The organism is Ferranicluibacter rubi (assembly GCF_011603255.1).
In the GTDB taxonomy this organism is placed as follows: domain Bacteria; phylum Pseudomonadota; class Alphaproteobacteria; order Rhizobiales; family Rhizobiaceae; genus Ferranicluibacter; species Ferranicluibacter rubi.
Genome location: NZ_JAANCM010000010.1, coordinates 199,433 through 224,316 on the forward strand (window position 1 = coordinate 199,433; position 24,884 = coordinate 224,316).

Annotated in this window: 24 protein-coding genes; 8 read left to right on the forward strand and 16 right to left on the reverse strand. The window is 60.1% G+C overall.

The features are described 5' to 3' along the window. Positions 1–184 precede the first annotated feature (184 nt). Positions 185–1,126, reverse strand: coding sequence for a cupin domain-containing protein (locus tag G8E10_RS18915; RefSeq protein ID WP_167130289.1), 942 nt, complete (start codon positions 1,124–1,126; stop codon positions 185–187). Positions 1,127–1,217: 91 nt separating this feature from the next. Between G8E10_RS18915 and G8E10_RS18920 the strand changes: the two genes are divergently transcribed. Both G8E10_RS18920 and G8E10_RS18925 read left to right on the forward strand, forming a co-directional pair. Beyond that, positions 1,218–2,195, forward strand: a complete 978-nt coding sequence (locus G8E10_RS18920) for an oxidoreductase (protein WP_167130290.1) — start codon at positions 1,218–1,220, stop codon at positions 2,193–2,195. 284 nt (positions 2,196–2,479) lie between these two features. Beyond that, positions 2,480–2,968 carry an RrF2 family transcriptional regulator gene (locus tag G8E10_RS18925; protein ID WP_092990561.1) on the forward strand — a complete coding sequence of 163 codons (489 nt, stop codon included), beginning with the start codon at positions 2,480–2,482 and terminating at the stop codon, positions 2,966–2,968. Here the strand turns inward: G8E10_RS18925 and G8E10_RS18930 are convergent. From G8E10_RS18930 to G8E10_RS18945, 4 genes are all read right to left on the reverse strand, one after another. Beyond that, positions 2,951–3,976 (reverse strand): mechanosensitive ion channel family protein, encoded by a 1,026-nt coding sequence (locus G8E10_RS18930; protein WP_167130291.1) that lies wholly within the window; start codon positions 3,974–3,976, stop codon positions 2,951–2,953. The genes G8E10_RS18925 and G8E10_RS18930 overlap by 18 nt on opposite strands. A 72-nt stretch (positions 3,977–4,048) precedes the next feature. Further along, positions 4,049–4,474, reverse strand: a complete 426-nt coding sequence (locus G8E10_RS18935) for a cupin domain-containing protein (RefSeq protein ID WP_167130292.1) — start codon at positions 4,472–4,474, stop codon at positions 4,049–4,051. A gap of 33 nt (positions 4,475–4,507) precedes the next feature. Further along, positions 4,508–5,260: an SDR family oxidoreductase gene (locus tag G8E10_RS18940; RefSeq protein ID WP_092990564.1), complete on the reverse strand. Its 753-nt coding sequence runs from the start codon at positions 5,258–5,260 to the stop codon at positions 4,508–4,510. Between the two features lie 67 nt (positions 5,261–5,327). Continuing rightward, positions 5,328–5,807 carry a carboxymuconolactone decarboxylase family protein gene (locus tag G8E10_RS18945; protein WP_167130293.1) on the reverse strand — a complete coding sequence of 160 codons (480 nt, stop codon included), beginning with the start codon at positions 5,805–5,807 and terminating at the stop codon, positions 5,328–5,330. 157 nt (positions 5,808–5,964) lie between these two features. On the opposite strand from G8E10_RS18945, the gene G8E10_RS18950 reads away from it, so the two are divergent. Then, a complete protein-coding gene (locus G8E10_RS18950) occupies positions 5,965–6,879 on the forward strand; it encodes a LysR family transcriptional regulator (RefSeq protein WP_092990566.1) in 915 nt (304 codons plus the stop codon). Between the two features lie 519 nt (positions 6,880–7,398). On the opposite strand, the gene G8E10_RS18955 is transcribed toward G8E10_RS18950, so the two are convergent. From G8E10_RS18955 to lsrA, 6 genes are all read right to left on the reverse strand, one after another. Then, positions 7,399–8,565 carry an IS110 family RNA-guided transposase gene (locus G8E10_RS18955; RefSeq protein ID WP_167130294.1) on the reverse strand — a complete coding sequence of 389 codons (1,167 nt, stop codon included), beginning with the start codon at positions 8,563–8,565 and terminating at the stop codon, positions 7,399–7,401. A gap of 151 nt (positions 8,566–8,716) precedes the next feature. Further along, positions 8,717–9,970, reverse strand: coding sequence for a class II aldolase (locus G8E10_RS18960; protein WP_167130295.1), 1,254 nt, complete (start codon positions 9,968–9,970; stop codon positions 8,717–8,719). A gap of 65 nt (positions 9,971–10,035) precedes the next feature. Then, on the reverse strand, positions 10,036–11,067 hold the full coding sequence (gene lsrB, locus G8E10_RS18965; RefSeq protein WP_167130296.1) for an autoinducer 2 ABC transporter substrate-binding protein LsrB: 1,032 nt from the start codon (positions 11,065–11,067) through the stop codon (positions 10,036–10,038). 2 nt (positions 11,068–11,069) lie between these two features. Continuing rightward, positions 11,070–12,083, reverse strand: a complete 1,014-nt coding sequence (locus tag G8E10_RS18970; RefSeq protein WP_167130297.1) for an ABC transporter permease subunit — start codon at positions 12,081–12,083, stop codon at positions 11,070–11,072. Next, positions 12,080–13,111, reverse strand: a complete 1,032-nt coding sequence (locus G8E10_RS18975; RefSeq protein ID WP_167130298.1) for an ABC transporter permease subunit — start codon at positions 13,109–13,111, stop codon at positions 12,080–12,082. The genes G8E10_RS18970 and G8E10_RS18975 overlap by 4 nt, the downstream gene beginning before the upstream one ends. Beyond that, complete coding sequence (gene lsrA / locus G8E10_RS18980; protein ID WP_281517666.1) at positions 13,104–14,606, reverse strand: autoinducer 2 ABC transporter ATP-binding protein LsrA; 1,503 nt, start codon at positions 14,604–14,606, stop codon at positions 13,104–13,106. Before lsrA ends, G8E10_RS18975 begins: the two co-directional genes overlap by 8 nt. A gap of 236 nt (positions 14,607–14,842) precedes the next feature. On the opposite strand from lsrA, the gene G8E10_RS18985 reads away from it, so the two are divergent. Genes G8E10_RS18985 through G8E10_RS18995 form a run of 3 tightly spaced genes read left to right on the forward strand, consistent with a single transcriptional unit; the run spans position 14,843 to position 17,705 of the window. Continuing rightward, positions 14,843–15,790: a sugar-binding transcriptional regulator gene (locus tag G8E10_RS18985; RefSeq protein WP_167130299.1), complete on the forward strand. Its 948-nt coding sequence runs from the start codon at positions 14,843–14,845 to the stop codon at positions 15,788–15,790. A 4-nt stretch (positions 15,791–15,794) separates the two neighbouring features. Then, the gene (lsrK, locus tag G8E10_RS18990) at positions 15,795–17,357 is read left to right on the forward strand and encodes an autoinducer-2 kinase (protein ID WP_167130300.1); all 1,563 of its coding nucleotides are present in this window, start codon (positions 15,795–15,797) and stop codon (positions 17,355–17,357) included. A gap of 42 nt (positions 17,358–17,399) precedes the next feature. After that, complete coding sequence (locus tag G8E10_RS18995; RefSeq protein WP_092990512.1) at positions 17,400–17,705, forward strand: antibiotic biosynthesis monooxygenase; 306 nt, start codon at positions 17,400–17,402, stop codon at positions 17,703–17,705. Positions 17,706–18,016: 311 nt separating this feature from the next. Here the strand turns inward: G8E10_RS18995 and G8E10_RS19000 are convergent, their stop codons facing one another. From G8E10_RS19000 to G8E10_RS19020, 5 genes are all read right to left on the reverse strand, one after another. Continuing rightward, a complete protein-coding gene (locus tag G8E10_RS19000; protein ID WP_167130338.1) occupies positions 18,017–18,322 on the reverse strand; it encodes a hypothetical protein in 306 nt (101 codons plus the stop codon). Further along, positions 18,322–19,887, reverse strand: coding sequence for an IS66 family transposase (gene tnpC / locus G8E10_RS19005; RefSeq protein WP_167130337.1), 1,566 nt, complete (start codon positions 19,885–19,887; stop codon positions 18,322–18,324). Before tnpC ends, G8E10_RS19000 begins: the two co-directional genes overlap by 1 nt. 71 nt (positions 19,888–19,958) lie before the next feature. Further along, positions 19,959–20,306: an IS66 family insertion sequence element accessory protein TnpB gene (gene tnpB, locus G8E10_RS19010; RefSeq protein ID WP_167130301.1), complete on the reverse strand. Its 348-nt coding sequence runs from the start codon at positions 20,304–20,306 to the stop codon at positions 19,959–19,961. Then, positions 20,303–20,665 carry an IS66-like element accessory protein TnpA gene (gene tnpA / locus G8E10_RS19015; RefSeq protein ID WP_167130302.1) on the reverse strand — a complete coding sequence of 121 codons (363 nt, stop codon included), beginning with the start codon at positions 20,663–20,665 and terminating at the stop codon, positions 20,303–20,305. Before tnpA ends, tnpB begins: the two co-directional genes overlap by 4 nt. A 727-nt stretch (positions 20,666–21,392) precedes the next feature. Then, the gene (locus G8E10_RS19020; RefSeq protein WP_167130303.1) at positions 21,393–21,830 is read right to left on the reverse strand and encodes an EamA family transporter; all 438 of its coding nucleotides are present in this window, start codon (positions 21,828–21,830) and stop codon (positions 21,393–21,395) included. A 372-nt stretch (positions 21,831–22,202) separates the two neighbouring features. On the opposite strand from G8E10_RS19020, the gene G8E10_RS19025 reads away from it, so the two are divergent. Next, positions 22,203–22,976: a COG4705 family protein gene (locus G8E10_RS19025; protein WP_281517667.1), complete on the forward strand. Its 774-nt coding sequence runs from the start codon at positions 22,203–22,205 to the stop codon at positions 22,974–22,976. Positions 22,977–23,122: 146 nt separating this feature from the next. Beyond that, positions 23,123–24,760, forward strand: coding sequence for a phosphoethanolamine transferase (locus tag G8E10_RS19030; protein WP_281517668.1), 1,638 nt, complete (start codon positions 23,123–23,125; stop codon positions 24,758–24,760). Positions 24,761–24,884 lie beyond the last annotated feature (124 nt).

Genomic DNA, 24,884 nt, shown 5'->3' on the forward strand with positions numbered 1-24,884 from the left:
TCAAACGTGTTTGTCGGAGAACTGAACGAAATCAATACACTGGCGATTGGATAGCGGGTCATTAGTTCGATCCCCTTCAAGGCGCATCATGCGGGTGCAGACCGGATGCGGTCACAGATAGTGGCGAGTTGCTTTGCCGTTGTATCGTCCAGAACAGTCGACGGGCCGATAGGCGAGTCAGCAATCAGGAGTTAACAACCTCACTCCATGTCTTGTCGCGATACAGGCCACGATAACGTGCAGGTGACTGGCCGAGGACGCGCCGGAAGCTGGCGGCAAAAGCGCTGTCAGACGCGTAGCCGAGCGACTGGGCAATCCGTGGCAGCGGCTCGTTGCCACGCCGCAGCCGAGCGGCGGCAAGCCGCATCCTCCAGCTCGCGAGATAGTCGATCGGCGATGCCCCGACGGTGGCACGAAATCTTTCGGCAAATCCGGAGCGGGATTGGCCAGCAAGCCCCGCCAGTGCCTCTACCGTCCAGCGGCGCGACGGATCGGCGTGGATGGCCCGCAGTGCCGGCGCCAAGCGGACATCGGCAAGTCCGGCGAGCCAGCCGGGATGCTGTGATGTCTGACGTGCCATATAGGCACGAAGGACATGGATAGACACCAGACGCAGCAGGTCGTTGCAGGCGATGCGAGCACCCGGCGCGGTGCTGTTCCACTCTAGGTCCAACTGTTCGAGCAGCCAGCCAATCGGTCCGGCCTCTTCGCGGTCGATCACCACGACAGGCGGCAGGGCGTCGGTGAGGAGTGATCCGTCGACGGTGTCGAGGTTGACGCTCCCGCCGAGGAGCACGAAATCCCGACCATCGCCCACTGAGACATCGAGATTGCCGCCTGCGAACACCTCTGCCGCCGCTATCGGCTTCACGTCGGGATCGCTGCAAAGCGTAAACGCCTTGCCGCTGACCACCAGACAATCGCCGGCTTCAATGCGCATCGGCGCCTCTCCCTCCGAGATCAGCCAGGCACCGCCTTCGCGGACCGCATTGAACTTCAGGTAGCCCGGTGGTGGAAAAGCAACAGACCACGAGCCTCCGGCGGCAAATCGCACGGAGAATAGCGCCCGCGCATCGATGGCGCTGAGCACGTCAGACAGGGGATCCTGGATGTTTTGGACGATCACGACAGAAATCCGGATCCTGCAGGCTGGGGGCTCCGCGAGCCTATCCAATATAGGGAGGGGACACCAGAGCCATAAATGAAGGAGTAGCGACATGTCCGAACAGAAACCTATTGGATCTCGTTTCAGCGCATCCAGCACGGCGCGCGAGGTCACCGAGGGCATCGATCTTTCCGGCAAGACGGCGATTGTCACCGGCGGCTATTCCGGTCTCGGCGTCGAGACGACGCGGGCGCTCGCTGGTGCCGGCGCTCGTGTCATCGTACCGGCCCGCAATCGCGAAAAGGCCGAACGCACACTTGCCGGTATCGACAATGTTCTCATCGAAGCGATGGATCTTGCGGATCCCTCATCGGTTGCCGCCTTTGCTGGCAGGATCGTTATGGCGGGCATGCCAATCTCAATCCTGGTCAACAGCGCTGGCATCATGGCAACGCCGCTTGCCCGTGATCAGGCTGGGCACGAGAGCCAGTTCGCCACCAATCATCTCGGCCATTTCCGGCTGGTTGCAGGTCTGTGGCCAGCACTTGTCAAGGCAGGCAACGCGCGGGTGATCTCTGTATCGTCGCGCGGCCATCAGATCGGGCCGGTCGATTTCGACGACATTGATTTCAAGGCTCGCCCCTATGACAAGTGGCAGGCCTATGGCCAGGCGAAGACGGCGAATGCTCTGTTTGCGCTGGGGCTCGATCGGCGTGGAGCAGGGCGTGGCGTGCGGGCATTCTCACTGCACCCTGGCGTTATCCTGACCGATCTCGCCCGCCATCTCAGCGAAGACGAGATCAACTCTTTTGATGTCTATGACGAGAATGGCAATCGCCGGGTCGATCCCTCGCGCGATCTCAAGACGCCGGAACAAGGGGCAGCAACGAGCGTCTGGGCAGCAACGCGGCCCGAACTCGACGGTATCGGCGGTGTGTATTGCGAAGATTGCGAGGTCGCCCTGCCGCAAGCGGAGACGGACGGCACCAAAGGTGTGGCGTCTTGGGCCATGGATCCACAGGCGGCGGAACGGCTCTGGCTGCTTTCGGAGCAGTTGACCGGCTTGTCGCTGGGTGGTCGTCCGGGCTGAGCAGGCAACTTACGGCCATTCCCCTGGGCATGGCCGTATCTCCGAAAGATTGTCAGCTATTCGAAGATGCCATCAATCAGTTCTGCCGCACCATTTCACCAATAAATTCGAGTACCGTTCCGACGCGGATCGGTGCAATGCATCCGACCGAAATCAATCGATAGCCTTATAATGGACATTTGGCATGCCGGGCCAGATGGTCCGTCCAACAATCGACTGTATTTACAGCGATTCAAAATAGGGATATCATGTATCCTTAATTCCGGTCCAAGGTCACCCACCGCATGATTCTCAAAAGCCAAGTCGAATGGGCGCTTCACTGTTGCGCCATTCTCGCGGGCCTACCTGACGGGCGATATCTGTCGACCAAGGCGCTGGCAGAACTGCATGGGCTTCCGAAGGAATATCTTTCAAAGGCACTTCAGAGCCTGTCGCAGGCAGGCCTCGTCCATACGACGCTTGGCCCTTCGGGCGGCTATCGTCTGGCAAGGGCACCGGCAGAGCTGACCTTCCTTGATGTCGTCGAAGCAGTGGAGGGGAGCGGCCGGACCTTCGTTTGCCAGAACATCCGTGCCAACAATCCCTGCCGACCCAAGGACTATTGTGAGAGCGGTTCGTGTGCGATCGCACGGATCATGTGGGAGGCCGACGAAGCGTGGCGCACTGCGCTTCGCAAGGTCACGTTCGCCGACCTCGGGAAAACGCTGGAGCAGGAGATCGACCCGGGCATCTGGGCCGGAACGTTCGACTGGGTGCTAAAGCGCGCGGGGTAGAGCGCGGACAGATTCAGATTTCTCCATCTTGTCGCCCAGGCTGGGCACGACGTGATAGGCTTGTGCCGGCATTGCAAAGCCAAGACCGTGGGTCGCGCATTGTTGGCTGACGACATTGATGATCTCGTTGCGCGCCTGCACTCGGTTGGCAGGGCTGGTCACGCGGAACAGCAATTCGACATCGATTGCGATCGCATCAATGCCCTTGAACGCCACGACGGGCTTGGGCTCCTGAACAATGAACCGGCAATCCTCCAGTGCAGACACCAAAATTGCTTCAATGGCGGATGGCTGTCGGTCGGCTGCAATGCGGATGGCCAATTCGACGAGATGCGATTCATCCGGTCGCGTCAGGTTGGTCAGACTGAGTTTGGCGAGTGCGCTGTTGGGGAGAACAACAACATTATGTGCCGGCGTCAGGATCTGTGTCGAGCGCCAGTTGTTTTGGATGACGCGTCCCTCTGTGCCGTCGCCTAGCTGGATCCAGTCGCCGATCATAAACGGGCGACCCAGTGTGAGGGCAATGCCAGAGAACAGGTCGCCCAAGGTGTTCTGGAGGGCAAGGCCGAGGATGATGGCAACCACGCCGGAGGTGGCGACGAGCGTTCCGATCGGTGCGCCGAACACCAAGCCGATAATGGAAAGCGCAACACCTAGATAAACGCCGGCGACGATCAGATCCTGGATCAGTCGTGCCTCCTGCGGCCGGCGGTCGAGCGCAATGTAGAGGCGTACGAAGCCGATTGTTGCCCAGGCAAGGTGGATCCACCAGAGAACGCGTGCGCATTTCCCGAGATAGGCGGTCAGGCCTTCAAGCTCACCTGTTGTCACGCGAAACGGAAGGATACTCTGCGACAGGAACGTCGCGGTCATTGCCGCAAAGAACAGGATCTGGACGACGAGGCGCGCTGTTGGTCGATCCTTGCCCTGAACATGCCAGACAAGGATGCCGATCACGCCCACGATATCGATGATTGCGAATGCCAGTGCGGACAATTCAACGGCCATGGCAGGTCACTCCAGACTTGAAGAACAACAAGGACCGGCTGCGGCGACGGCATCCGGTCCTTGTTGAGATCTCTACTTCTTGATCGGGTAGGTCAGTTCCTTTTGATTGGTATCGACCACGAAGACGGCGAGAAGTTTGGCGGGCTTCGTGTCGCTGCCGTTCTTGCTGACGCCGTGGCGATCGCCCGGGAGTTCAGAAAATTGTTCTCCAGCCCTGTATTCCCTGACCGGACCGTCGTTGACCTGGCTGAGGATCGATCCCTCCAGCACGGTGGCGTAGATGAAGGCGCTGTCCGGGTGCGTATGCGCGTCGGAATACCCACCCGGACCGTACTCGACCAGAACGCCCTTGAGGCTTTTGCCCGGCACATTCGGCAGCTCGTGTTCATAGACGAGGGTGACCCTCGATGCTGAACCGCCACCCGGTGCGTCATGCGCAATCGCGGTTACTGACGTGATGATGGCGATCGCCACCGCGGAAATGGTTCTTCTGATCATGACATTCTTCCTTGGTGATTGCGGAGTGGGATTTCACTTGCGAGGAGCGGTGGCGAACCACTGTTCAAAACCGATCTTGCCGAGCCGCGGATTGTTGTCGGAAACGAGCGTGCGGTCTTCCAGGCGGGCACCGAAGTATTTGGCCTCGGGATCGGCAACGACCTGTCGGGCGTCACCCGTCGCTTCCAGATAGCGGGCGACCAGTTCATTGAGCCGGAAACGCTCCGGTCCAGCGATCTGGATCAAACCGTTGACCGGGGGGACAAGCGCCACGTCGGCCATCGCGTCGGCGACATCGTCGGAGGCGATGGGTTGCACGAAGGCCGGCGACAGATGCACCTTGCCTTCAACCAGGGCAGACTGCGCGATGCCACCAAGGAACTCCATGAACTGACTGGAGTGAACGATCGTGTAGGGGATTCCGGCCTCGCGGATCAGCTTTTCCTGCGCAAGCTTTGCGCGGAAATATCCGCTTTCCTGGAGCTTTTCCGTTCCGACTACGGAGAGCGCGATGTGGTGCTTCACGCCAGCCACCTTTTCGGCAGCGAGCAGATTGCGGCCGGAGGTCTCGAAGAACTCCATCACTGCCTTGTCCTCGAAGGATGGGGAATTGGCGAGATCGAGAACCACGTCCGTTCCCGCCAGCGCCTCGGCCAGCCCTTCGCCGGTGATCGTGTTGACGCCTGTATTGGGAGACGCGGCGATCACCTCAACGCCTTTTGCCCGAAGGCGTTCGGTGGTCTTCGAACCGATCAGGCCGGTTCCGCCGATGATGACGATTTTCATGGTCGTTCCTCCGTGAGCCGTGCTGACATCGTGTGATTGTTGATGAGGTGCAGATGTCTGGCAGGCCTCAGCTGAGGCCAGCCTTGTCGAGGCCGTAGAGCTTGTCGGCCGAGCCAGGCACGGTCTTGAAGGCAATGCTGACGCGGTTCCAGGCGTTGATGGTCATGATGGAGAAGGTGAGGTCGGAGACTTCCTTCTCCGAGAGCTGGCCGCGGACACGTTCGTAAAGCTCGTCCGGAATGCCGCCTTCAGGCAGCTCGGTAACGGCTTCGGTCCAAGCAAGGGCTGCGCGTTCGCGGGGAGCGAACAGGTTGGATTCCCGCCAGATCGAAACGTGATAGAGGCGAAGTTCGCTCTCGCCGTGGATCTTGGCTTCCTTCACGTGCATGTCGAGGCAGAAGGCGCAGCCATTGATCTGCGAGGCACGGATATTGACGAGATCGCGGATCGACTGCTCGATGACGCTGTCCTGCAGCGACATGCTGAGGTCGGATATCTTCTTGAAAAACTCGGGGGACTGGGCGGCGTAGTTGAGGCGCTGTGTCATGGCTTTCTCCTTTATTAAGGATTCTAAATATCCTTATGGATAAGTAATATCCTTATGGATAAGTAATATCCTTAATTGCTGGACAGGCAACCAAAACCAGCCTAAGCTTTCGGCATAACGCCTATTCCAAATGTTATGGGGCAGAGGGGGGAGCAGGATGGACGTCGTTTCAGCGCTGAGGACATTCTTGCGCGTGGCCGAGACACGGTCATTCTCGGCGGCGGCGCTGGATCGCGGCCTGACCCAACCGGCGGTGTCGCGGCAGGTCTCGTCGCTTGAGGAACACTACAGCACACGGCTGTTCCACCGCTCGACCAATGCCCTTTCCCTCACCGTCGAGGGCGAGCAGATGATTTCGATGGCGCAGAAGGTTATCGATGCTGTGGAAGCGCTGGGCGAAACCGCGTCGGCGGATGGCGCCATCGCTTCTGGAAAAGTCAGGATTAGTCTGCCGGCAGCCCTCGGTCTCTACATCAGCGACCGGCTTCCTGCCTTGTTGAAGGATTGTCCTGACCTGTCCGTTGACGTCCTCTTTTGCGAACAGTCTTCGGACCTGATCGGCGAGGGGATTGATCTCGAAGTCCGCCTCGGCGAAGTGTCCGACAGCAGTCTGATCTGTCGCCGGATCGGCTGGACGACAGCCTTCCTTGTTGCAGCGCCCGGCTATATCCAGAGGCGGGGTATGCCCAGCCATCTGCTTGAGATCCCCGATCATGATTGCATCTGCTACCATCGTGGCGGTGAGGGCCGGTCCTGGAGTTTTTTGAATGGCGCCGACATCGAAAGGGTCAAGGTCACCCCGAGGATGATCTTCCACAATACCGGAGCGGTGCATCGCGCCGCGCTCGCCGGCGGCGGACTGGCTGTGCTGTCTCACATTCTTGCTGGCGATGACATCGCTGCGGGGCGCTTGGTCAAAGTGATGCCGGCCTTTCCGCCAGTGCGGTTGCCGATCACCATTGTCTACGCCTCACGCCGCAATCTTCCGCTGCGTGTCCGTGCTGTTCTGGATTTCCTGGTCGATGCCGTTGGTGAGGATGTATTGATGGGTACGACCGAGGCGGCTGCTTGACCTCACGGCAGACCGGTCAAGGCTGACTAACCGCGATGTGGAAGCAGCTTGACGCCGGGCCGTGGCGATACGTTTTTCCAAGGCAAGGTGCGAAATTCGCCGAGGCCGAGTCTCCACCCGCGCGATGGCTCTGGCACTAAGATGCGCTGAAGATGAGAGCGTGGAATTCTCCTTGAAATCGCCTGGAACTGAGGGTTGCCGGTTCGTATCCCTTCACATCAGGATTTTTGTCAATTGTTCATTCGAGTGGCATCGAATTTCTCCTTCGTAGGCGGATCCACGGTCTGAGCCCATAGCAATTACCGGCCCGGTCTCGGGCCTATACAACCTCACATCCGGTCGCCGCTCTCACACGGCTGCACCATTATCCCGCATTCGACGGGCACGGGCTCAGGAGAACGGGACCAAACTCAAGATCGGCAATCAAAGGCCAAAAGGATTCCCGGTCCGTTCACCTGGATCCGTCAGGACTGATCAGGTCCTGAGGATTAGAAACTGTGTTTCGCAGCAGTTTGTATTTCAGGCGTTTTTCATGATTGCACCTTCGATGACGACGCCGGAGCTCACGTACTTCCAGAGGGCCACGAGCAACTTACGAGCAAGCGCAACGATCATCGGCGTTTTTAGGCGGCCGGCGTTCCGCGCGATGCGTTCCTTAAACCATAGCGTTAAAGTCGATTTCGGTTGGTGGCGCAGCCATAGCCAGGCGAGTTTGACCATCGTTGCCCGCAATCGCGGATTTCCCGCTTTCGAGACCCCTTGTTCGCGATTGACGTTGCCGCTTTGCCAAGGGGAGGGCGCAAGGCCCGCATAGGATGCGATTTGTCGCCGATTGTCGAAGTGTCGGAACAAGCCTTCCGTGTAAAGTATCGTAGCGAACTCTGGGCCTATTCCTTTGATGCCTAAAAGCGCGGTCGCTTCTTTCGGCGTTTCCGGCGTCTCCTGAACGATCAAGGCATCTCGCTCGACTTCAACAGCCTTGATTTGTGTGAGCAACAATTCGAGGCGATCAAGTTCTCTGCAGATTTCCGCTTTCAAATGTTTTGAGAGCGGCCGACCATCGCCAGTCCGAAGCTCGTCCAAACGCTGGCGGCGGTCTCGATTGACAGGTTGATAATCCCGAATTCCTTGCGTGAAGAGCAGCCCCTTTATGCGGTTGACGTGGAAGACGCGCTCGGCGATCAGAGTTTTCCGCTCCCGCCCGATCCGTCGGTTGTCGTCTTCCTCGGGTGAGAGAAGTTTGACCATCGAGCACGCACGCGGCTCGCCACGTTTCCATGCCATCAAAGCGCGGATCAGCGTCTCGCCGTCGATACGGTCAGTCTTCGCCCGGCGATGTCGACGCGGCATTGCGATCGATGCGGCTTCTACAATGTGGCTCTCGATCCAAGCTTCTTTGCTAAGCATTCGCCCCAGCCAGAAGCCATCGAGTCCGGCCTCCTGGATCACCACCAGCGGGTAAAGTCTCTCTTTGCGCCGCTGTGCCTTCTGGCGAAGGGCGTCAAAACACGAGAACAAGCTGGCGATATCGCCTCCAGTGACGGTATGGCGAGACATCTTCTCGCTGCCAGGTGACAGAGCTGTCACCAGCCATGTCGATTTGCTCAATTCCAACGAGATGAATATTGCGCCAAGATCGACGGGGGTAGTGGTCTGCGCTTGAGTTTGATCTGCTGTTATCGGCATGATTGGCCTCCAGAGAGTTTCTAGCGACCTCACTCTGCCACGGTGCAGGCCGCTACTCACCCCTGATGGGATCTCAAGAGCGCCGCGGAGAGTGGAGGTTTTCCATGTTCCGAACCACCAAGCACAACATGAGAAATGGTGCGCGTCGGCGCTATTTGCTCGCGACTTGTAGTTTTGCCTGCTCTAAAGTCCAGTACTCCATGTCGAACAGGTCGGCCTCGCCAATGGGAGTGAAGCGGCCATAGGCTTCGGCAGCGTTGATGGCGCGTGTGGCCTGCTCGCAGAGATCACCGCCGATCATCGCTGCCTTGGCGCTCGCACCCAGCGCATAAACCCCCTCGTTCCGGACGAGGACGACGCGGGGATAGACATCAAGCATCTGCTTCGGCTCGCTGGTGCGCGTGGCGTTGCGCGCAAAATAAGCCCTGTAGCGCCGGGCATAGGTGGCAAGCGCGGCATCGATCGCGTCGGCATCCGCATCGGCCTCGATGATCATCGGCCACGGTTTGATTCGGATCACGTGATCAGGCGTCACTGTGCCGCGCAGGCCGATCTCCTCCACGTCAGCCTTGCCCGCATGGTCGCGGAGGGCGGCGGTGGAGCGATAGTCCAGGAAGACGCCTTTGGCGAACGGTGAGCCGTCACAGACAAGCGCTGTCTCCAGCCTCACCCTGAGCGCCATGTCTTCCGGGCCGTCGCTCGGCTGTGGGCCGGTTAGCTCCACCCCCTTCCGAGCAAGCTCCTGCTCGGCCATGGTGACGAATTCGATCATCAATTCGTAGGAGGCGCGGGCATCGTCGGCGAAGGAAAAGAGCCCGTGGTTCTCGAGCCAAAGGCCCTCGCAGCCCGGATGCTCGCGGTAGATGCGATCGGCGACGATGGAAAGGTCGAAGCCCGGCATGACATAGGGCACATAGGCGAGCCGCTCGCCATAGATGCCCCGCACCGTGTCGCGCATATCCGGCTGGTCGGCAAGCGCCAGGATCGCCGTCGCATGGGTATGATCGACGAAGGCAAAGGGCAGGAAGGCGTGTAGCAAGGCCTCGACGGATGGGTTCGGCGCATCCGCATCGATCAGGGTTGAGCGCAGCAACGCCACCATCTCGGGGTCGGAGAGTTTCGGGCCGTTGCGTGTTTCGAGCAGCGGTTTAAGGCGCACGGCCGGCAGCCCCGGCGCCTCGATGGTGTCGAGATCCCAGCCGCTGCCCTTGATGTGCATCAACGCTTCGCCGTCACTGGACGTGACCTTGACCGAGGTGTTGCCGCCGCCGTGCAGAACGAGATCGGGATCGCCACCGGTGATGCGAGAGGTGTAGATGCGAAGGCCGAGTGCCTCGCTCTGCCCGGCCGCCAGGGCGGTTTCCACATATCGGGCTGCGTTCTCGTCGTTCCAGCGGCTTTGCATGCGTATCGTCCTGTTTTTTCAATGGATAGGGCGGGCAGCCTCGGCCGCCCGCCGTTCATGCGTGATCAGAAGTCGAACTTGGAAATGTTGTCCTTGGTGAAGACGGTGCGCTCGGGCAACAGGATGATGCCGTTGCCGTCGGCTTCGTAATCGTAACCCTGCACCTTGTTGGCGGAGACTTCGACGGTGCCGACGCCCGGGATTTCCAGCTTGTCGCCAACTTTCATCGGACCGTTCTTCAGGACGTGATCGGCAACATAGACCGAGATCTTGCCCTGTTGCGTGACATCCCACAGGCCGAAGCGCTGGATGGTGCCGCGCTCGATATAGGGGCGCATGACGTTCGGCGTGGAAAACCCGACGATGGTGACGCCCTCGGCGCGCTTCAGGTTCTCGGCTGCCTGTGCCGCTGCCGGCAGCGCGTTGGCGTCGGGTGCAATGATGGCATCGAGGTCCGGATAGGTTTGCAGGATGCTTTCGGCAGTCTGCAGGGACTTCTGCGCATCGTTATAGCCATACTGGGTGGTGACGATTTCCCAGCCCGGATGCTCCTTGGCGATTTTCGCCTTGGCGGCTTCGGCCCAGGCGTTCTGGTCGGTCACGGTTGGGCTGGAATAGAAGAACGCCACCTTGGCCTTTTCCTTCTTCACGCCTTCGGCCGCCATGTCGACCAGCAGGCCGCCGAGCTGCTCGGGCGTGCCCTGGTTGATGTAGTAGCTGCGGCACTCCGGGTTGACGTCGCTGTCCCAGGTCATGACCAGCACGCCGCGGTCCATCGCCCGCTTGAGCGCCGGGCACAGCCCATCCGGAGAGACGGAGGAGACGATCAGCGCATTGTAGCCCTGATTGACGAAATTGTTGATGAACTGCACCTGGCTGGAGACACTCGGCTCGGTCGGGCCGTCATAGGTGACCTTGACGCCGAGTTCCTCGCCAGCCTCCGTCGCACCCGCGCCGCCGGAGGTGAAGAAGCCGACGCCCACCAGCTTGGGGATGAAGGCAATCTGGTTTTCGGCATGGGCCGTCCCCGAGGCGAGCATCGTGCCGGCAACGAGGGCGGCGGCAAGGGCGCCGGATTTCAATATGGACTTGATCATTCTCATTCTCCTCCTGAAGTAACTGCCGCCCGGGATTTTTTCTGTTGACGGGCGACGGCGATGAACTCGGCCAGCATGGAGCTCCCGTGGCGCAATGCGACCGCGACAACCAGCAACCCTCCCGAAAGTGCGCTGGAAATCTGGCTGGGCACACCGGTGGCCTGCAGGCCCTGCTGCAGGTAGCCGATGACGAAGGTGGCGATCAGCGTGCCGAGGATGGAACCTTGGCCACCATAGATGGAGGCGCCGCCAAGCACGGCGGCCGTAACGGCCGGCAGAAGCGTCGCCGAACCGAGGTCGACGCGGGCGGAGCCGAAATAGGCCGACATGACGAGGCCTGCGATGGCGGCCGACGCGCCTGTGATGACATAGGTGATGGTCTGCACGCGCCCGACCGGGATGCCGGCGAAGCGCGCGGCACTTTCCGACTGGCCGGACAGGAAGACCGCGCGGCCGAAGCGCGTGAAATGAAGAAGTACGATCAGCACCAGCGCGAGCACAAGGAACAGCGCGAGCGGCGCCGGCAGGCCGAGAACTTGGGCATAACCGAAGGCGTTGAAGGTAGCGGGGAAGTTGCCGATGCCTTCGTAACCGCCCGCGCCGACGAGGCCGGAGGCGACCGTCGCGGTGCCCTGGAACAGGTAAAGACTGCCGAGTGTCACGACCAGAGGCTGGATCTTCGACAGATGTATGACGGTAGCGTTGAGCAGCCCGCACAGCGCGCCGGCGACGAGCGCCAGCGCAATCGAGAGCGGCAGTGGTACACCGTAGAAAGCGGCGACGCCAAACACGATGGCCGCAAGGCCGATGACCGAGGCGAAGGATACATCAATGCCGCCGGCGATGATGACCAGGGTGAGCGGCAAGGCGACGATGCCGATCTGCACGAAATCGGATGTGCCGTAGATCAGGTTCGAGATATTGAGGAAGCGCGGATTGATGATGCCGAAGATGGCGAGTTCGGCGACCAGCATCGCAATCAGCGCGGTCTCCCAGCGGAAGATCAGCTTCTTCATCGGCCCGCCTCCACGCTCTGTGCCGTTTTCGTATCGTCGGATGGAACGGGGCCGCGCTCATGCACGGCATAGCGGCGGGCACGGATGCGTCGGTCGATGATCTGGCGGATGCGTCCGTCCAGCAAAAGCACTGAAAGCAGGATGGCGCCGGCGATGAAGTCGTTCCAGTAGGCGGGGATTTTCAGGAACACGAGCGCGCTGTCGATTGACGTGATGAAGATGACGGCGGAAAACACGCCCGCGACCGAGCCGGTGCCGCCGAGCAGGCTGACACCCCCAAGTACGTTGACGGCGATCGCTTTGAGCTCGACACCATTGCCAGCCTGATTGGGGATGAAACCGATCTGCGCGGCGAAGACGAGGCCGGCAAGTGCGGCGCAAAGACCCGTCGCGACAAAGGCGGTGAACTGAACCCGCCGGACCGGCACGCCGAGATGGTGCGCGGCGGCACGGTTGTCGCCGACCGCATAGAAGTAGCGGCCGAAGCGCGTCTTGCGCAGGAAGACCCAGGCGAGCACGATGAGAGCGAGAACCACGACGGTCAGCGCCGAGAAGCCGAAGCCGAGATTGCCGGCGAGCGCCTTCAGGCCCTGCGGCAGGTCCTCGATCCAGCGGCCTCCCGTCAGCACCAGCATGATGCCGCGATAGAGGCCGAGCGTTCCGAGCGTGGCAACGATGGAGGGAATGCCGAGATAGGCGACCATCAGTCCGTTGAACGCGCCGGCGGCGGCCCCGGTCATCAGGCAGAAGACGATGGCAAGCGGCAGGCCGACGCCGGTACTGAGCGAGAGGCCCAGCACGGCGGCGCTGAGCCCCAGCACCGAGCCGCTGGATACGTCGATATTGCGCGTCAGGATGACGATCATCGTGCCGAGCGAGATCAGCATCAGGACAAGACTGTTGGAGATGACCACGGAGGCCGTGGAACCCGAGAGATAGCCGGGCGCGGCCGCGCCGATGGCCGCATAGGCGACGGCGAGAACGACGATCAGCGTTGCAACGCGGTTGCGCGCGAAAAGATCAAGCATGACGGGCCTCCGAAGCGCCGAAGGCGAGCCGGGCGATGGCGTCCACCGAGATACCGTCCGAAAGCTCTCCGCCGGACTGGCCGAAGGCCATGACCTCAACGCGGTCGGCAAGCTGCTCGATCTCGTCGAAATCCGACGAGATGAGGATGATGGCGACGCCATCGGCGGCGAGCTTGCGGATGAGATCGTAGATATCGTTGCGCGCCGCCACGTCGACGCCGCGGGTCGGCTCGTCGAGGATCAGCACCTTCGGACGGGCAGACAGGCACTTCGCCAACAGAACCTTTTGCTGGTTGCCACCGGAAAGACCGCGCACCTTCTGTCCGGGGCCGGTGCACTTGATGCCCATCGAGGAGCGGAACGTTTCGAAGACCTTCCGCTCGGCATCCGGGCGCAGAAAGAAGGGCAGGCGATGTACGAGATAGGACGAGACATTCCAGAACAGCGGCGCCTCGAGGAAGAGGCCGTGTTGCTGGCGGTCCTCCGGCAGGTAGACGAGGCCGCGGTCGATACAGATGCGCGGCGACCGTTTTCTCAGCTCGGTGCCGTCGAAGACGACATTTCCCGCCGACTGCGGACGCAGGCCGAACAGCGTTTCGGCGAATTCCGTGCGCCCCGCGCCAACCACGCCGGCAAGGCCGAGAATCTCGCCCGCGCGGACATCGAGGCTGATATCGCGGAAGCCTTCGCCGGTCAGGCCGCGTACGCTGAGACGCGGCTGGCTGATGTGAGAAACCTTTCGGCCGCTACGGTCCTTGCCGGAGATCTCTGTGATCTGCACCCGGCTCATCGCATCGATGATCTCGGCATCGCTGTAGTTGTCGAGCGGACCGGACAGGACGATGACGCCATCACGCAGAACGCTGATCGTGCGGCAGATTTCGCGGATTTCCCGCAGCTTGTGCGAGATGAAGAAGATGCCGACGCCCTGCGCCTGCAACTTGCGCACCCGCTGGAACAGAGCATTCGTCTCGAAAGGCGTCAGCGCCGAGGTGGGCTCGTCGAGGATCAGTACGCGCGCATCGCGCACAAGGCCGCGCAGGATTTCGATGATCTGCCGCTCGGCGATCTCAAGCGCGGCGGCCTGCGCATCGAGATCGAGCGAGACCGCAAGTTCTTTGACCAGCTGCTTGACGCGCGGCCGGAGCGCCCGGGGCGAAGCGGCAAGGCCGAGGCAGATGTTTTCCAGAACGCTCTGGTTGGGCAGGATGTGCGCTTCCTGTGGCACCAGATAGAGACCAAGCTGCTGCGCATGCGCCGGCGATGCTGGGATGAGCGCCCGGCCATTGATTTCGATGTCACCGGAATTTGCCGGAATGACGCCCGACATGATCTTCATGAGGCTCGACTTGCCCGCACCGTTGCCGCCGAGAAGCGCATGCACCTCCCCAGCCTGGAGGGCGAGCGAAACGCCCTTCAGCACCGGGACGGCACCATAGGACTTCCAGATATCCGTCAGCTGCGCAACCCTCCCGGTCGCCGCCTGATCCATCATACTGCACCTGTTCATATGTAGATTACGGTAATCATGTGATCACAGCAACAGATCGCCGTCAATATGCTCGCTGTGCTCGGCATGGCCAAAAACGCGAAATATAGCGCTGAGAAATATGATTTACCTGCCAGAATCAATGCATTGGACACACGAAGAATTTTTCGTCACCAAGAGCGTTGACGTATCAAAAGTTTATTTGCTATTCAAATGATCAGAATATGACCAAGGGGCGCTCGATGGCGACTGATAACGGGGAATGGAGTTATGCCGATACGGACGAGGAAATCCTCACCCGCATCGCCTGGTACTATTACAACGACGGGCTGACTCAGAGCGAGATCGGCGAAAAGCTGAACATGTCGCGCATCAAGGTGTCGCGTTTGCTCGAAAGCGGCCGCCGTTCCGGTATCATCCAGGTCCGCATCAACTCGCGTTATCAAGGCTGCCTCACACTCGAGCGGCAGATCAAGGAACGCTATGGGCTGCTCGAGGCCTATGTCGTGCCACAGCTTCCTGATCAGGAGCCGAGCGACCGGCTGGGTCAGGCCGCGGCACAGTTTCTGATGCAGCGTCTCCAGACCGATGATCTGCTGGCAGTCGGCTGGGGGGCCACAGTCTCCAATACCATCCAGCGGCTTGGCCATCTCGCCAACGAGCGCAATATTGGCCTCGTCAGCCTCACCGGCGGCGTCAGCACCTATGTCGACGGCATGCGCACGGCCAACTGGGGCAGTGGTGTGCATCTGGTTCCGGCACCGCTTGTCGTGCGCGACCCGAACGTGGCGCGCAATCTTTCCTCCGAACCGGCCGTCGCGAACCTGCTCGACATGGCGCTCAACGCCACCTACCAGCTCGTCGGCATCGGCGAGCTTTCCGCCGCTTCGACGGTGGTGCGGGCCGGCTATGTCAGCCCCGACGAGGTGGAGCCGCTGCGCCGCAAGGGCGCGGTCGGCGATATCCTCTGCCAGTTCTACAATGAGCGCGGCGAGGCGCTCGACCTGCCCCTGCACGACCGGGTGATCGGCGTGAAACTTGCGGGGCTCTCGCGCGCCGAAAAGGTCGTAGCGGCGGCCGGCGGCATCCAGAAGGTCCAGGCCATCCACGCAGCGCTGCGCGGAAAACTCGTCGGCATCCTCATCACAGACGAAACGACGGCCGCCGGCCTCCTCAAAATCAAGGACTGAACGTATGACGACGACGTATCTGCTGGCCGTCGATGCAGGCACCGGCAGCGGCCGGGCCGTGATCTTCGACGAAAGCGGCAATCAGGTCGCCAGCGCCCAGCACGAATGGTGGCACAAGACCGATCCGCGTTTTCCCGGATCGATGGATTTCGATGTGGTGGGCAACTGGGCGCTTCTTTCGCGCGCCATCCGGCAGGCGATCGCCGACGCCGGCATCGCGGCCGCCGACATCCGTGCCGTCAGCGCCACCAGCATGCGCGAGGCCATCGTCGCGTATGATCGCGGCGGACGGGAAATCTGGGCCTGCGCCAATGTCGACAGCCGCGCCGTCAGCGAGGTGCGCGACCTCAAGCGCGATTTCCCGGACCTCGAAAGCGAGCTCTACACGCAAAGCGGTCAGACCTTCGCGCTCGGCGCACTGCCGCGCCTGCTCTGGCTGAAGCGCAACCTGCCCGACGTCTATGCACGTATCGACCGGATCAGCATGCTGTCCGACTGGGTGCTCGCACGCCTGTCCGGCGTGATCGCCAGCGATCCGTCCAATGCAGGAACGACTGGCCTCTACAGCCTTTCAGAACGCGATTGGCTGCCGGAAGCGATGGCTAAGGCCGGCATGCGTGACGATATCTTTCCCGAAAGCGTTGAGCCTGGCACGGTAATCGGCCACGTTACGGAGAGGGCCGCTGACGAGACCAACCTCGCGCCCGGCACGCCCGTCGTCATGGGCGGCGGCGATTGCCAGAGCGGGGCTGCGGCCATCGGCGTCGTCAACGAAGGCGACTGCGCCGTGCTCGGCGGCACCTTCTGGCAGCAGGTGGTGAATGTCGGCCTTGATGTCTCCGACCCGTCCATGGACCTGCGCATCAATCCGCATGTCGTGACCGGTCTTAACCAGGCCGAAGCGATCAGCTTCTTTGTCGGCATCGTCATGCGCTGGTTCCGCGACAGTTTCGGCGCCGAGGAAGTGGCGACGGCCGGCCCAGGCGGCGATGCCTACCGGCTGCTGGAGGAGAAGGCTGCGAAGGTGCCGATCGGAGCATACGGCATCATCCCGATCTTTTCCGACGTCATGCATTACGGCAACTGGTATCACGCAGCCCCTTCGCTGCTCAACCTGTCCATCGATCCCGAAAAGTCCGGCAAGGCCGCGATCTTCCGCGCCCTGCAGGAGAATGCGGCTGTTGTCGCGGCGCGCAATCTCGCGGCGATCTTCCAGCTGTCGGGCAGGACGCCCGACAAGATCGTCTTTGCCGCCGGTGCATCGAAATCTGCCCATTGGTCGCAGATCCTATCGAACGCCACCGGCCTTCCCGTCGTCACACCCGTCGTGAAGGAAGCGACCGCGCTCGGCTGCGCAGCGGCTGCGGCTATCGGCATCGGCCTGCGTCGGGATTTCGTCGAGGTGGCGGATGGCTGGGTGCGCTGGGACAGGCACTTCGAACCGAATTTCACGCACAAGGCCATATATGACGAGGCGGGCGAGCGCTGGGCGCGGGCCTACGCGCTGCAGCGTCAGCTCGTCGACGAGTGCATCACGACCCCCATGTGGAAAGCACCGGGCCTTTGACCCTTTCGTCCAGGACTTTAACATATAACAAGGAAATGAGACATGCTCATCCAGATGGTCAGCATCAACGTCAAGCCGGGCCATGCCGCAGAGTTTCTCGAGGCGTTCCGCATCAATTACGAGGGCACCCGGCAGGAGCGAGGCAATGTGCGCTTTGACGTGCTTCGCAATCCCGAAGACGAAAATAGCTTCACGATTTACGAAGTGTTTACCTCGCGGGAAGCTGTCGACGAGCACCGCAAGACGCTGCACTATCAGGAATGTGTACGCCGGATTGACCCGATCCTCGCAGGCCCCCGGACCAAGACCTTTTTCAATGCCGAAATGGCAGATTTCCTCGGCACCTAAATCAGTAACGGCGCGTGGCGCGACAACGTTTTCGTCTGGCGCTTCGGGGAACTGCGTAACGACTTTGCAAGTCTCATGGGTTGTTTCGATGTGGTGATAACGGCGGCATCAGCCTCCGAAGCGCCGCGCATGGACGACGTCACCTTCTGGGATGGATTTGGAATGTCGAGTTTCGCGCTGTCGTGGAATCTGACGGACTATCCCGCAATTGCCTTATGCATGGGGTTCGGGCCACAAGGACTTTCGCTCGCCGTAGAAGTCGGAGGGTGAGCGTCCGGTGAACTCATTTTCGCGTGATTGAGGGAGCGAAGCTATAGGACGGGTTTCATTTCATCGGCCATGACACGGTCGATCATCTCAGGATCGCATTGTTCATCGATGAGGAACCGGCGGATCCCACCATCCCACGTCCGTATGTCGGCGAGGAGACTTTGAAGGTCGTCGATTCCATTTTCGGTCAGACCCTTTGTGCCATCCTCACTGCCATCACGCACATAAACCAATTCGCCCTCGGCGATATTGTCCGAGTTGGCGGTCACCTCCTCGATCAGTTCGAGGTTCTCGCCTATCATTACGGCGACTTCTTTCAGCATATAGATGAACCTTGAACGCGCCATTACGCAGCCTCGCATCGGTCTTTCACCGGCATCCAAAGCCACGGTAGTAATTCCTGGAGGCGGTCTTTGGGGTGATCCTGTATCCTGGTCAGGACATCGGTGAGATAGACCTCCGGGTTATGGCCATGGAGTTTTGCAGTCTCGATAATGGTCAGGATGTTAGCAATGCGCTCACCGCCCTTATCGGAGCCGGCGAACAGCCAATTTTTTCTTCCGATTCCAAGCGGACGCATTGCGCGCTCGGCTATGTTGTTATCGATTTCGACACGACCATCGTCGATGTAGACGCTTAAGGCTGCCCATCGTGAGAGGGCGTATCGCATTGCCTCAGCCAGCTTCTGCTTCTGTGGCAGCTTTGAGAGCGTGGCTTCGATCCAGACCTTCAGCTCGTCCAGAATGGGCTTGGCGTGTTGCTGGCGCAGTGTACGCCGCTCGTCAGCCGACATTCCGCGGATGCGATCCTCGATATCGTAGAGCGCACCGATGCGCGACAGCGCTTCCTCAGCGATCGGAGATGGCTTCAGCTTGATCACATCATCGAACTTGCGGCGCACATGCGCCATGCAGGCGGCCTCAACGATCTGGTTGCCGTAGAGTTTCTTGTAGCCCCCATTGCCGTCGGCATGCATCACACCGCTGAAGTTTGCGAGATGGTCAGCCGGATGCACGCCCTTGCGGTCGGGGCTATAGTAATAGGCCATCGCGCCGGGAGTGGGATCTTGGTAACCGCTTCCATCGAAGACATAGACCCAGACCCTGCCGGTTTTTGTCTTTCCTCGCCCAGGGTCGAGAACATCGACCGGGGTATCGTCGGTATGTATTCGGTCGACCGCGGCGATATGGGCTCTGATCAGCAAGATAAGAGGAGCCAGTAGAACGGAGACGCGGCCGACCCAGTCCGCCATGACAGAGCGGGAGATGTCTATGCCCAGCCGGTCGTACATCTCGGATAGGCGGTAGAGGGGGATGTGATCATCGAATTTGGCGACCATGATATGGGCCAGCAATCCTGGTCCGGGCTTGCCGCGCTCGATCGGCAGGGTCGGCATCTCACCCGCCACCGTCGTGTCGCACTCCCTGCAGATCATGCGCTTTTCGACATGGCGAACAATCTTGACGGACGCCGGCACGTGCTCCATCACCTGAACCACCCTGTCGGCCGCCTTCAGGAACGATATCCCACCACAGGTCGGGCAATGGCAGGGCGCCGCATAGACCCGTTCTTCTGTTGGAAGACCATTGGGCAATGGCTTGCGCTTCGGCATGTCGGGCGCGTCATCCAACTCCGGCAAAGGAGCTCTCCCAGAGCGCATCTCAGCCTCGGCACGGGAGGCCTCGATCTCCTCCAGCATCAGCTCAAACTGCTCGATCTTCCGGTCGATCTTTTCTGAAGAAGCGCCGTGCTGCCGATGGCGGAGCAGTTCCAACTGCGCGCGTAAAAGCCCGATAATGGAGTCGCGCTTGATGACTTCGGCTTCCTGGCTCTCAAGTTTCGCCGCCTGTTCCGCGACGAGTGCGCGCAAGACAGATAGCTCGTCCTGACTGTTCAGCGGGGTTGTTTCCATACCCATAAACATAACCGATTTGCGCCGAAAAAGCCAGTATTTTGCCCTGATTTCCCTGCAAAATAAGCGCTTTAGCCCGTTCTTGCCGGAGCTGAAGTCCACGCCGGGCGACGCCAGTCGATCCCCTCCACAAGCATAGAAAGCTGCGCTTGCGTCAGGTGCGCAACGCCTTCCTTCGCCCTCGGCCAGGGAAAGTATCCGCGCTCCAGCACCTTGTAAAACAGGCAGAACCCTTGGCCATCCCACCATAAAAGTTTGATGCGGTCGGCGCGTTTCCCGCGGAATCCGAAGATTGCACCGGAGCCAGGTGCCTCCTTGAGCGCCGTCTCAACCAGCGCCGACAGACCATCAATTCCACGCCGCATGTCGGTCACTCCGCAGGCCAGATAGACCCGCACATTCCCGGAAGGCCCGATCATGCCGCCTCCACGCAAGCGATGAACGAGCCGAGCATCCTTAGCTCCACGTCAGCCGGAACCCTCAAGCACCTACCGTTTCGGAGCGAGATCTCGATAACCACTGGCGTCGATGGCTTGTCAGGTGCCTGGGTAGCGCTCGCCTCCTCGGTGATCTCCACCGGGAGGAACATCGCCGGTTGACCGAAATAGCTGAAGGACTGCCGCCATAAACGGATCTGGGATGGGTAGATATCATGCCGGCGAGCCACATCACCAATGCGAACACCAGGTTGATCCGCTTCCGCCAAAATCCTCAGTTTCGCCTCGTCCGACCACCGACGCCTACGCTCAGTGCCGGACATGATCTCCATGCGAGCCATGTAACCTCTTTGATCTGGTATTAATGTCAGCACTAATGCTGGTTCTAATGCCAGAACATCGCCCGATTTCCCCGATCAGCAAAATCCGCTCACCGGACGCTCACGTCGGAGGCAGACCTTTCGACATACCAATTCTTTTCCAAGTGGTAGGTCAACTGGAACCGTCGACGCGCTGACGAACGGCGCGCCCCTGTTTGTAGGACCTATGTTTCAACGCAGCCTGTAAACGTTGTGTGGAATCGAAAGGTGCTAAGCCTTTGCATTAAGCTCGCGCTGCGTCATGTCGCAGGGAAATTAAAATGCCACACTGGGCAGTAGATAAGTCCCATACGTCTCGGTACGCGACAGTGTTTATCATTTCCAGCTACTTAAAAGAATCCAAAAAAACGGTCGCCGGTTCGATTCGCTTCAAGGCGTCGGAGCCAGAAGTGGATGCTCGGAGGAATTAATTTCCGCACGCGTGCATGCCAGTAGTGCTTTTAACATCAACGCCAAAGTTTGTAGAAGGCCGTTGAGAAGCCTGCGGTCGATCGTGGCGAGAATCCGTTGTCGCCGCGAGGGTGAACAGAAGCGTGGAGACCTTGTCGGCGCGTGACTATACCCTCGTCGTCGGTTCCGGTTTGTCAACCTCTTCTGCCGCTGCAGTGTTCTAAGCTCGCAATGTGCAAACGATGACAAGCTTACCCCTCTTCACCCTCTTCATCGAGAGAGCGAGAGCTCTCCCTTTCTACACGCGGTAGGCCACGAGCACGGCCCCTACCGCAATCATGATGACGCCGATCCAGTTGGGTACGGAGAGCCGTTCTCCGAGAAAGACGACCGCGATGACGGCGACGAAGACGACGGAGAGCTTGTCGACGGGAGCGACGCGCGGGGCATCGCCAAGCTTCAGCGCGCGGAAATAGCAGATCCATGATGCACCCGTGGCAAACCCGGACAGGATGATGAACAGCCAGCTTCGCGGCGACACCGAGGAGGGCTGCTGCCAGTTGCCCGTGATCCAGAGCATAAGCGCTGCAGCCAGCAGAATGACGATGGTGCGCACGAAGGTGGCAAAGTCGGAGTTTACGTTCTCAATGCCGACCTTCGCGAAGATCGCCGTCAGCGCAGCAAAGCCCGCAGATAGAAGAGCCCAAAAGGGCCAGCCTAGAAGCATTGTCTTCATGATCGAGACTCCTGTTGCTAAAGGACGAGCGCACCGTACGCCCGGCCATATCCGTACAGCAACATGCGATCCGTGGGCCGGCCGTCCGTCGCGAAAGAGCACGTCGGTTTTCGACGGCGGATCGACAGGCATTGTGGGTTTAATGAGAGCGTAAGCAGAGATTCCAGGCTTCGGCTATCGCCAAGATCAAGGACTGAACCGTGATCTGGATTTTGCGGCACCATGATGGTGCTTGTATCCCTGCGATCTCATGACCGCGCGACGGGCTTGGATCTGGACGGCTTCTGCGGCCGTCGTAAGAACGGGTCCCGCATCGCTCACCTCCCACCCCCATTAATCGTGAGACTGATCATGCATAGCAGTACGGAACGCATGCCATCGACAACGCGCATCATCGGAAAGGTGGCGGCGGTCACCCTGGCCTTCTGGATCATGAAGATCCTCGCAACGACTCTCGGTGAGACAGCCGGCGACTTTCTCTCCATGACCCTCGACCTCGGCTACTACATCGGCTTTGCCATCACATTCTCTGCGCTTGCCGTCATCCTATTCTTCCAGATCCGCGCGCCGCGCTACAATCCTGCCCTGTTCTGGCTCGCGATTGTCGCGACCACGACCGCGGGCACCGAGATTTCCGACATGATGGACCGGTCCTTCGGCCTCGGCTATGCCTGGGGCTCGGTGCTTCTTGTCACGGGCCTGATGGCGAGTCTCGGGGTCTGGTTTAGCCGCGCCCGCAACCTTACCGTCTACCCGATCCTGCGCCGCGACGTGGAGGTTCTGTTCTGGATCGCGGTCGTTTTCTCCAACAGCCTCGGTACGGCTTTCGGCGATTTCCTGACTGACAATATGGACCTCAGCTATCTGCAAGGCGCCCTGGTTACGGCGGCCATCATCGGTCTCGTCGTCGTCTGCCACTACATGACGCGGCTCAACCATATACTGCTGTTCTGGATCGCCTTCATCTTCACACGCCCCTTTGGCGCGACCTTCGGCGACCTTCTGACCAAGCCGTTGGAAAAGGGCGGCATGAACATGCCGCGTGGCGCGGCATCCATGGTGACCCTCGGCCTCCTCATTCTTGTCCTCGTCGTCTCGACGATGTCGGCGGCACGGACCCGCGCCGCACTAGAACCTGCACGCTAAGGCGGTTTTGGCGGACAGGGCGGCGAAGTTGCCCTGTCCGGTCATGATGATAATCAGGCAGACGGCTGGAGACCGTCCGTTCAGGCCGCTGTCAGGATAGGGGCAGATCAGGAGAGATAAAATAGCCGTTCCTCCCGGAGTAAGCCTTGTCCCTCACCATCTTCAAGCGACCTTCCACAGGAAGCATACCCCTTTGCTTCCTCGTCGCCATCTACCTCCTGGCGGCACTCAATCTCCCGTTCTTCAACGACGCGTTCAATGTGTTCGGCGGGTTCCACGCCGGCTTCTTCGGCTTTGCCTTGGCTGTGATGTTCCTGATCACAGCAGGGCTCGTCCTTGTGTCCGCCAGCTACGTCATCAAACCCGCCCTTGTGCTTGTCATCCTGTCCGGAGCTGTCGCTTCTTATTTCACGGACACATTCGGGGTCATTATCGACAAGGAAATGCTGCGCAACGTGGCTGTGACGACACCTCAGGAAGCCGGCCACCTGATAACGCCTCCCTTCCTGCTGCACGTTCTGTTCTTCGGGGTCCTGCCGTCGGCTTTCGTTCTCCTTGTCCGAGTGCGCCATCGGCCCTTTATCCAGATGCTGGCCGCCAACACCGTTGTCGTGACACTGCTTCTCCTCGGGTGCGTCGGGCTCGCCCTCTCAAACTATGCAGGGATCTCCTCCAACATTCGCCAGCACCGGGACATGATGGCCAAGCTGACGCCGTTCTCCCCGATCACCTCCGCTATTTCGCTGGGTGTCAGCGCGTATCGCGATGCAGGGGTCGTGCGGGTGCCGATCGGCCTGGATGCCAGGCTAGGTCCGGTCATCGCAAAGTCGGTCAGACCTGTCGTGACCGTGATCGTCGCCGGTGAGACCGCCCGAGCCATGAACTTCTCCTTGAACGGCTACGCACGTGAGACCAATCCGGAACTGAAGGCCCTCGGCGTCGTCAATTTTCCGCAGACGACGAGTTGTGGAACGGCCACTGCGGTCTCCCTTCCTTGCATGTTTTCCGTCTACAGGAAAAAGGACTACTCTGACCGCAAGGCGCGCTCGACCGACACTCTGATGGATGTCCTTCACCGGGCCGGGATCGAAAGCGTCTGGTGGGACAACAACACCGGTAGCAAGGGCATCGCCGATCTCGTGAGTTTTGCGAGCGTGACGCGCCAGAAAGATTCCGTCTTCTGCCGTGACGGAGAGTGCCTGGACGAAATCTTCGTCGCCGAACTCGACCGCAAGCTGGCGGGCGTGACCAGGAATACCACGATTGTCCTACATCAGGCGGGAAGCCATGGCCCGGCATATTTCCAGCGTTACCCCGACGCTTTCCGTCGTTTCATGCCTGACTGCCGGACGGCGCAGCTATCGGACTGCTCCAACGAGGAGATCCTCAACGCCTACGACAACACCATCCTCTATACCGATCATAATCTGGCGGCAGTGATCAGACTTCTGAAGAAGCATGAGGCTACGGTGACTGGGGCCATGATCTACATGTCGGATCACGGGGAGTCGCTCGGCGAAAACGGACTGTACCTGCACGGTGCACCGTACATGTTCGCACCTGTCCAGCAGACGCATGTGCCGTTCATCACCTGGTTCTCCGACTCGTACGCACAGGTCACGGGGCTGAGCCTTGCGTGCGTCCAAGGCATAGCCAATGCGCCGGCCTCGCATGACAACCTGTTCCATACGGTCCTTGGGATGATGAATGTCGTGACCAACGTCTACGACCGCTCGCTGGACGTGCTGGAACCATGCCGCTCGCAAACCACGACGGCATCGTAAAAGGGGAATGCCATGTGCGCTAAAGGCTTTCAGCTTTCTGTCAGGTTAGCTCGTCAGTAGCTCCTGAGGTGGCATGTATCCCGACGTTCCTCCGGAACAGAGGGCAACTGCCCGGCAGAGACAG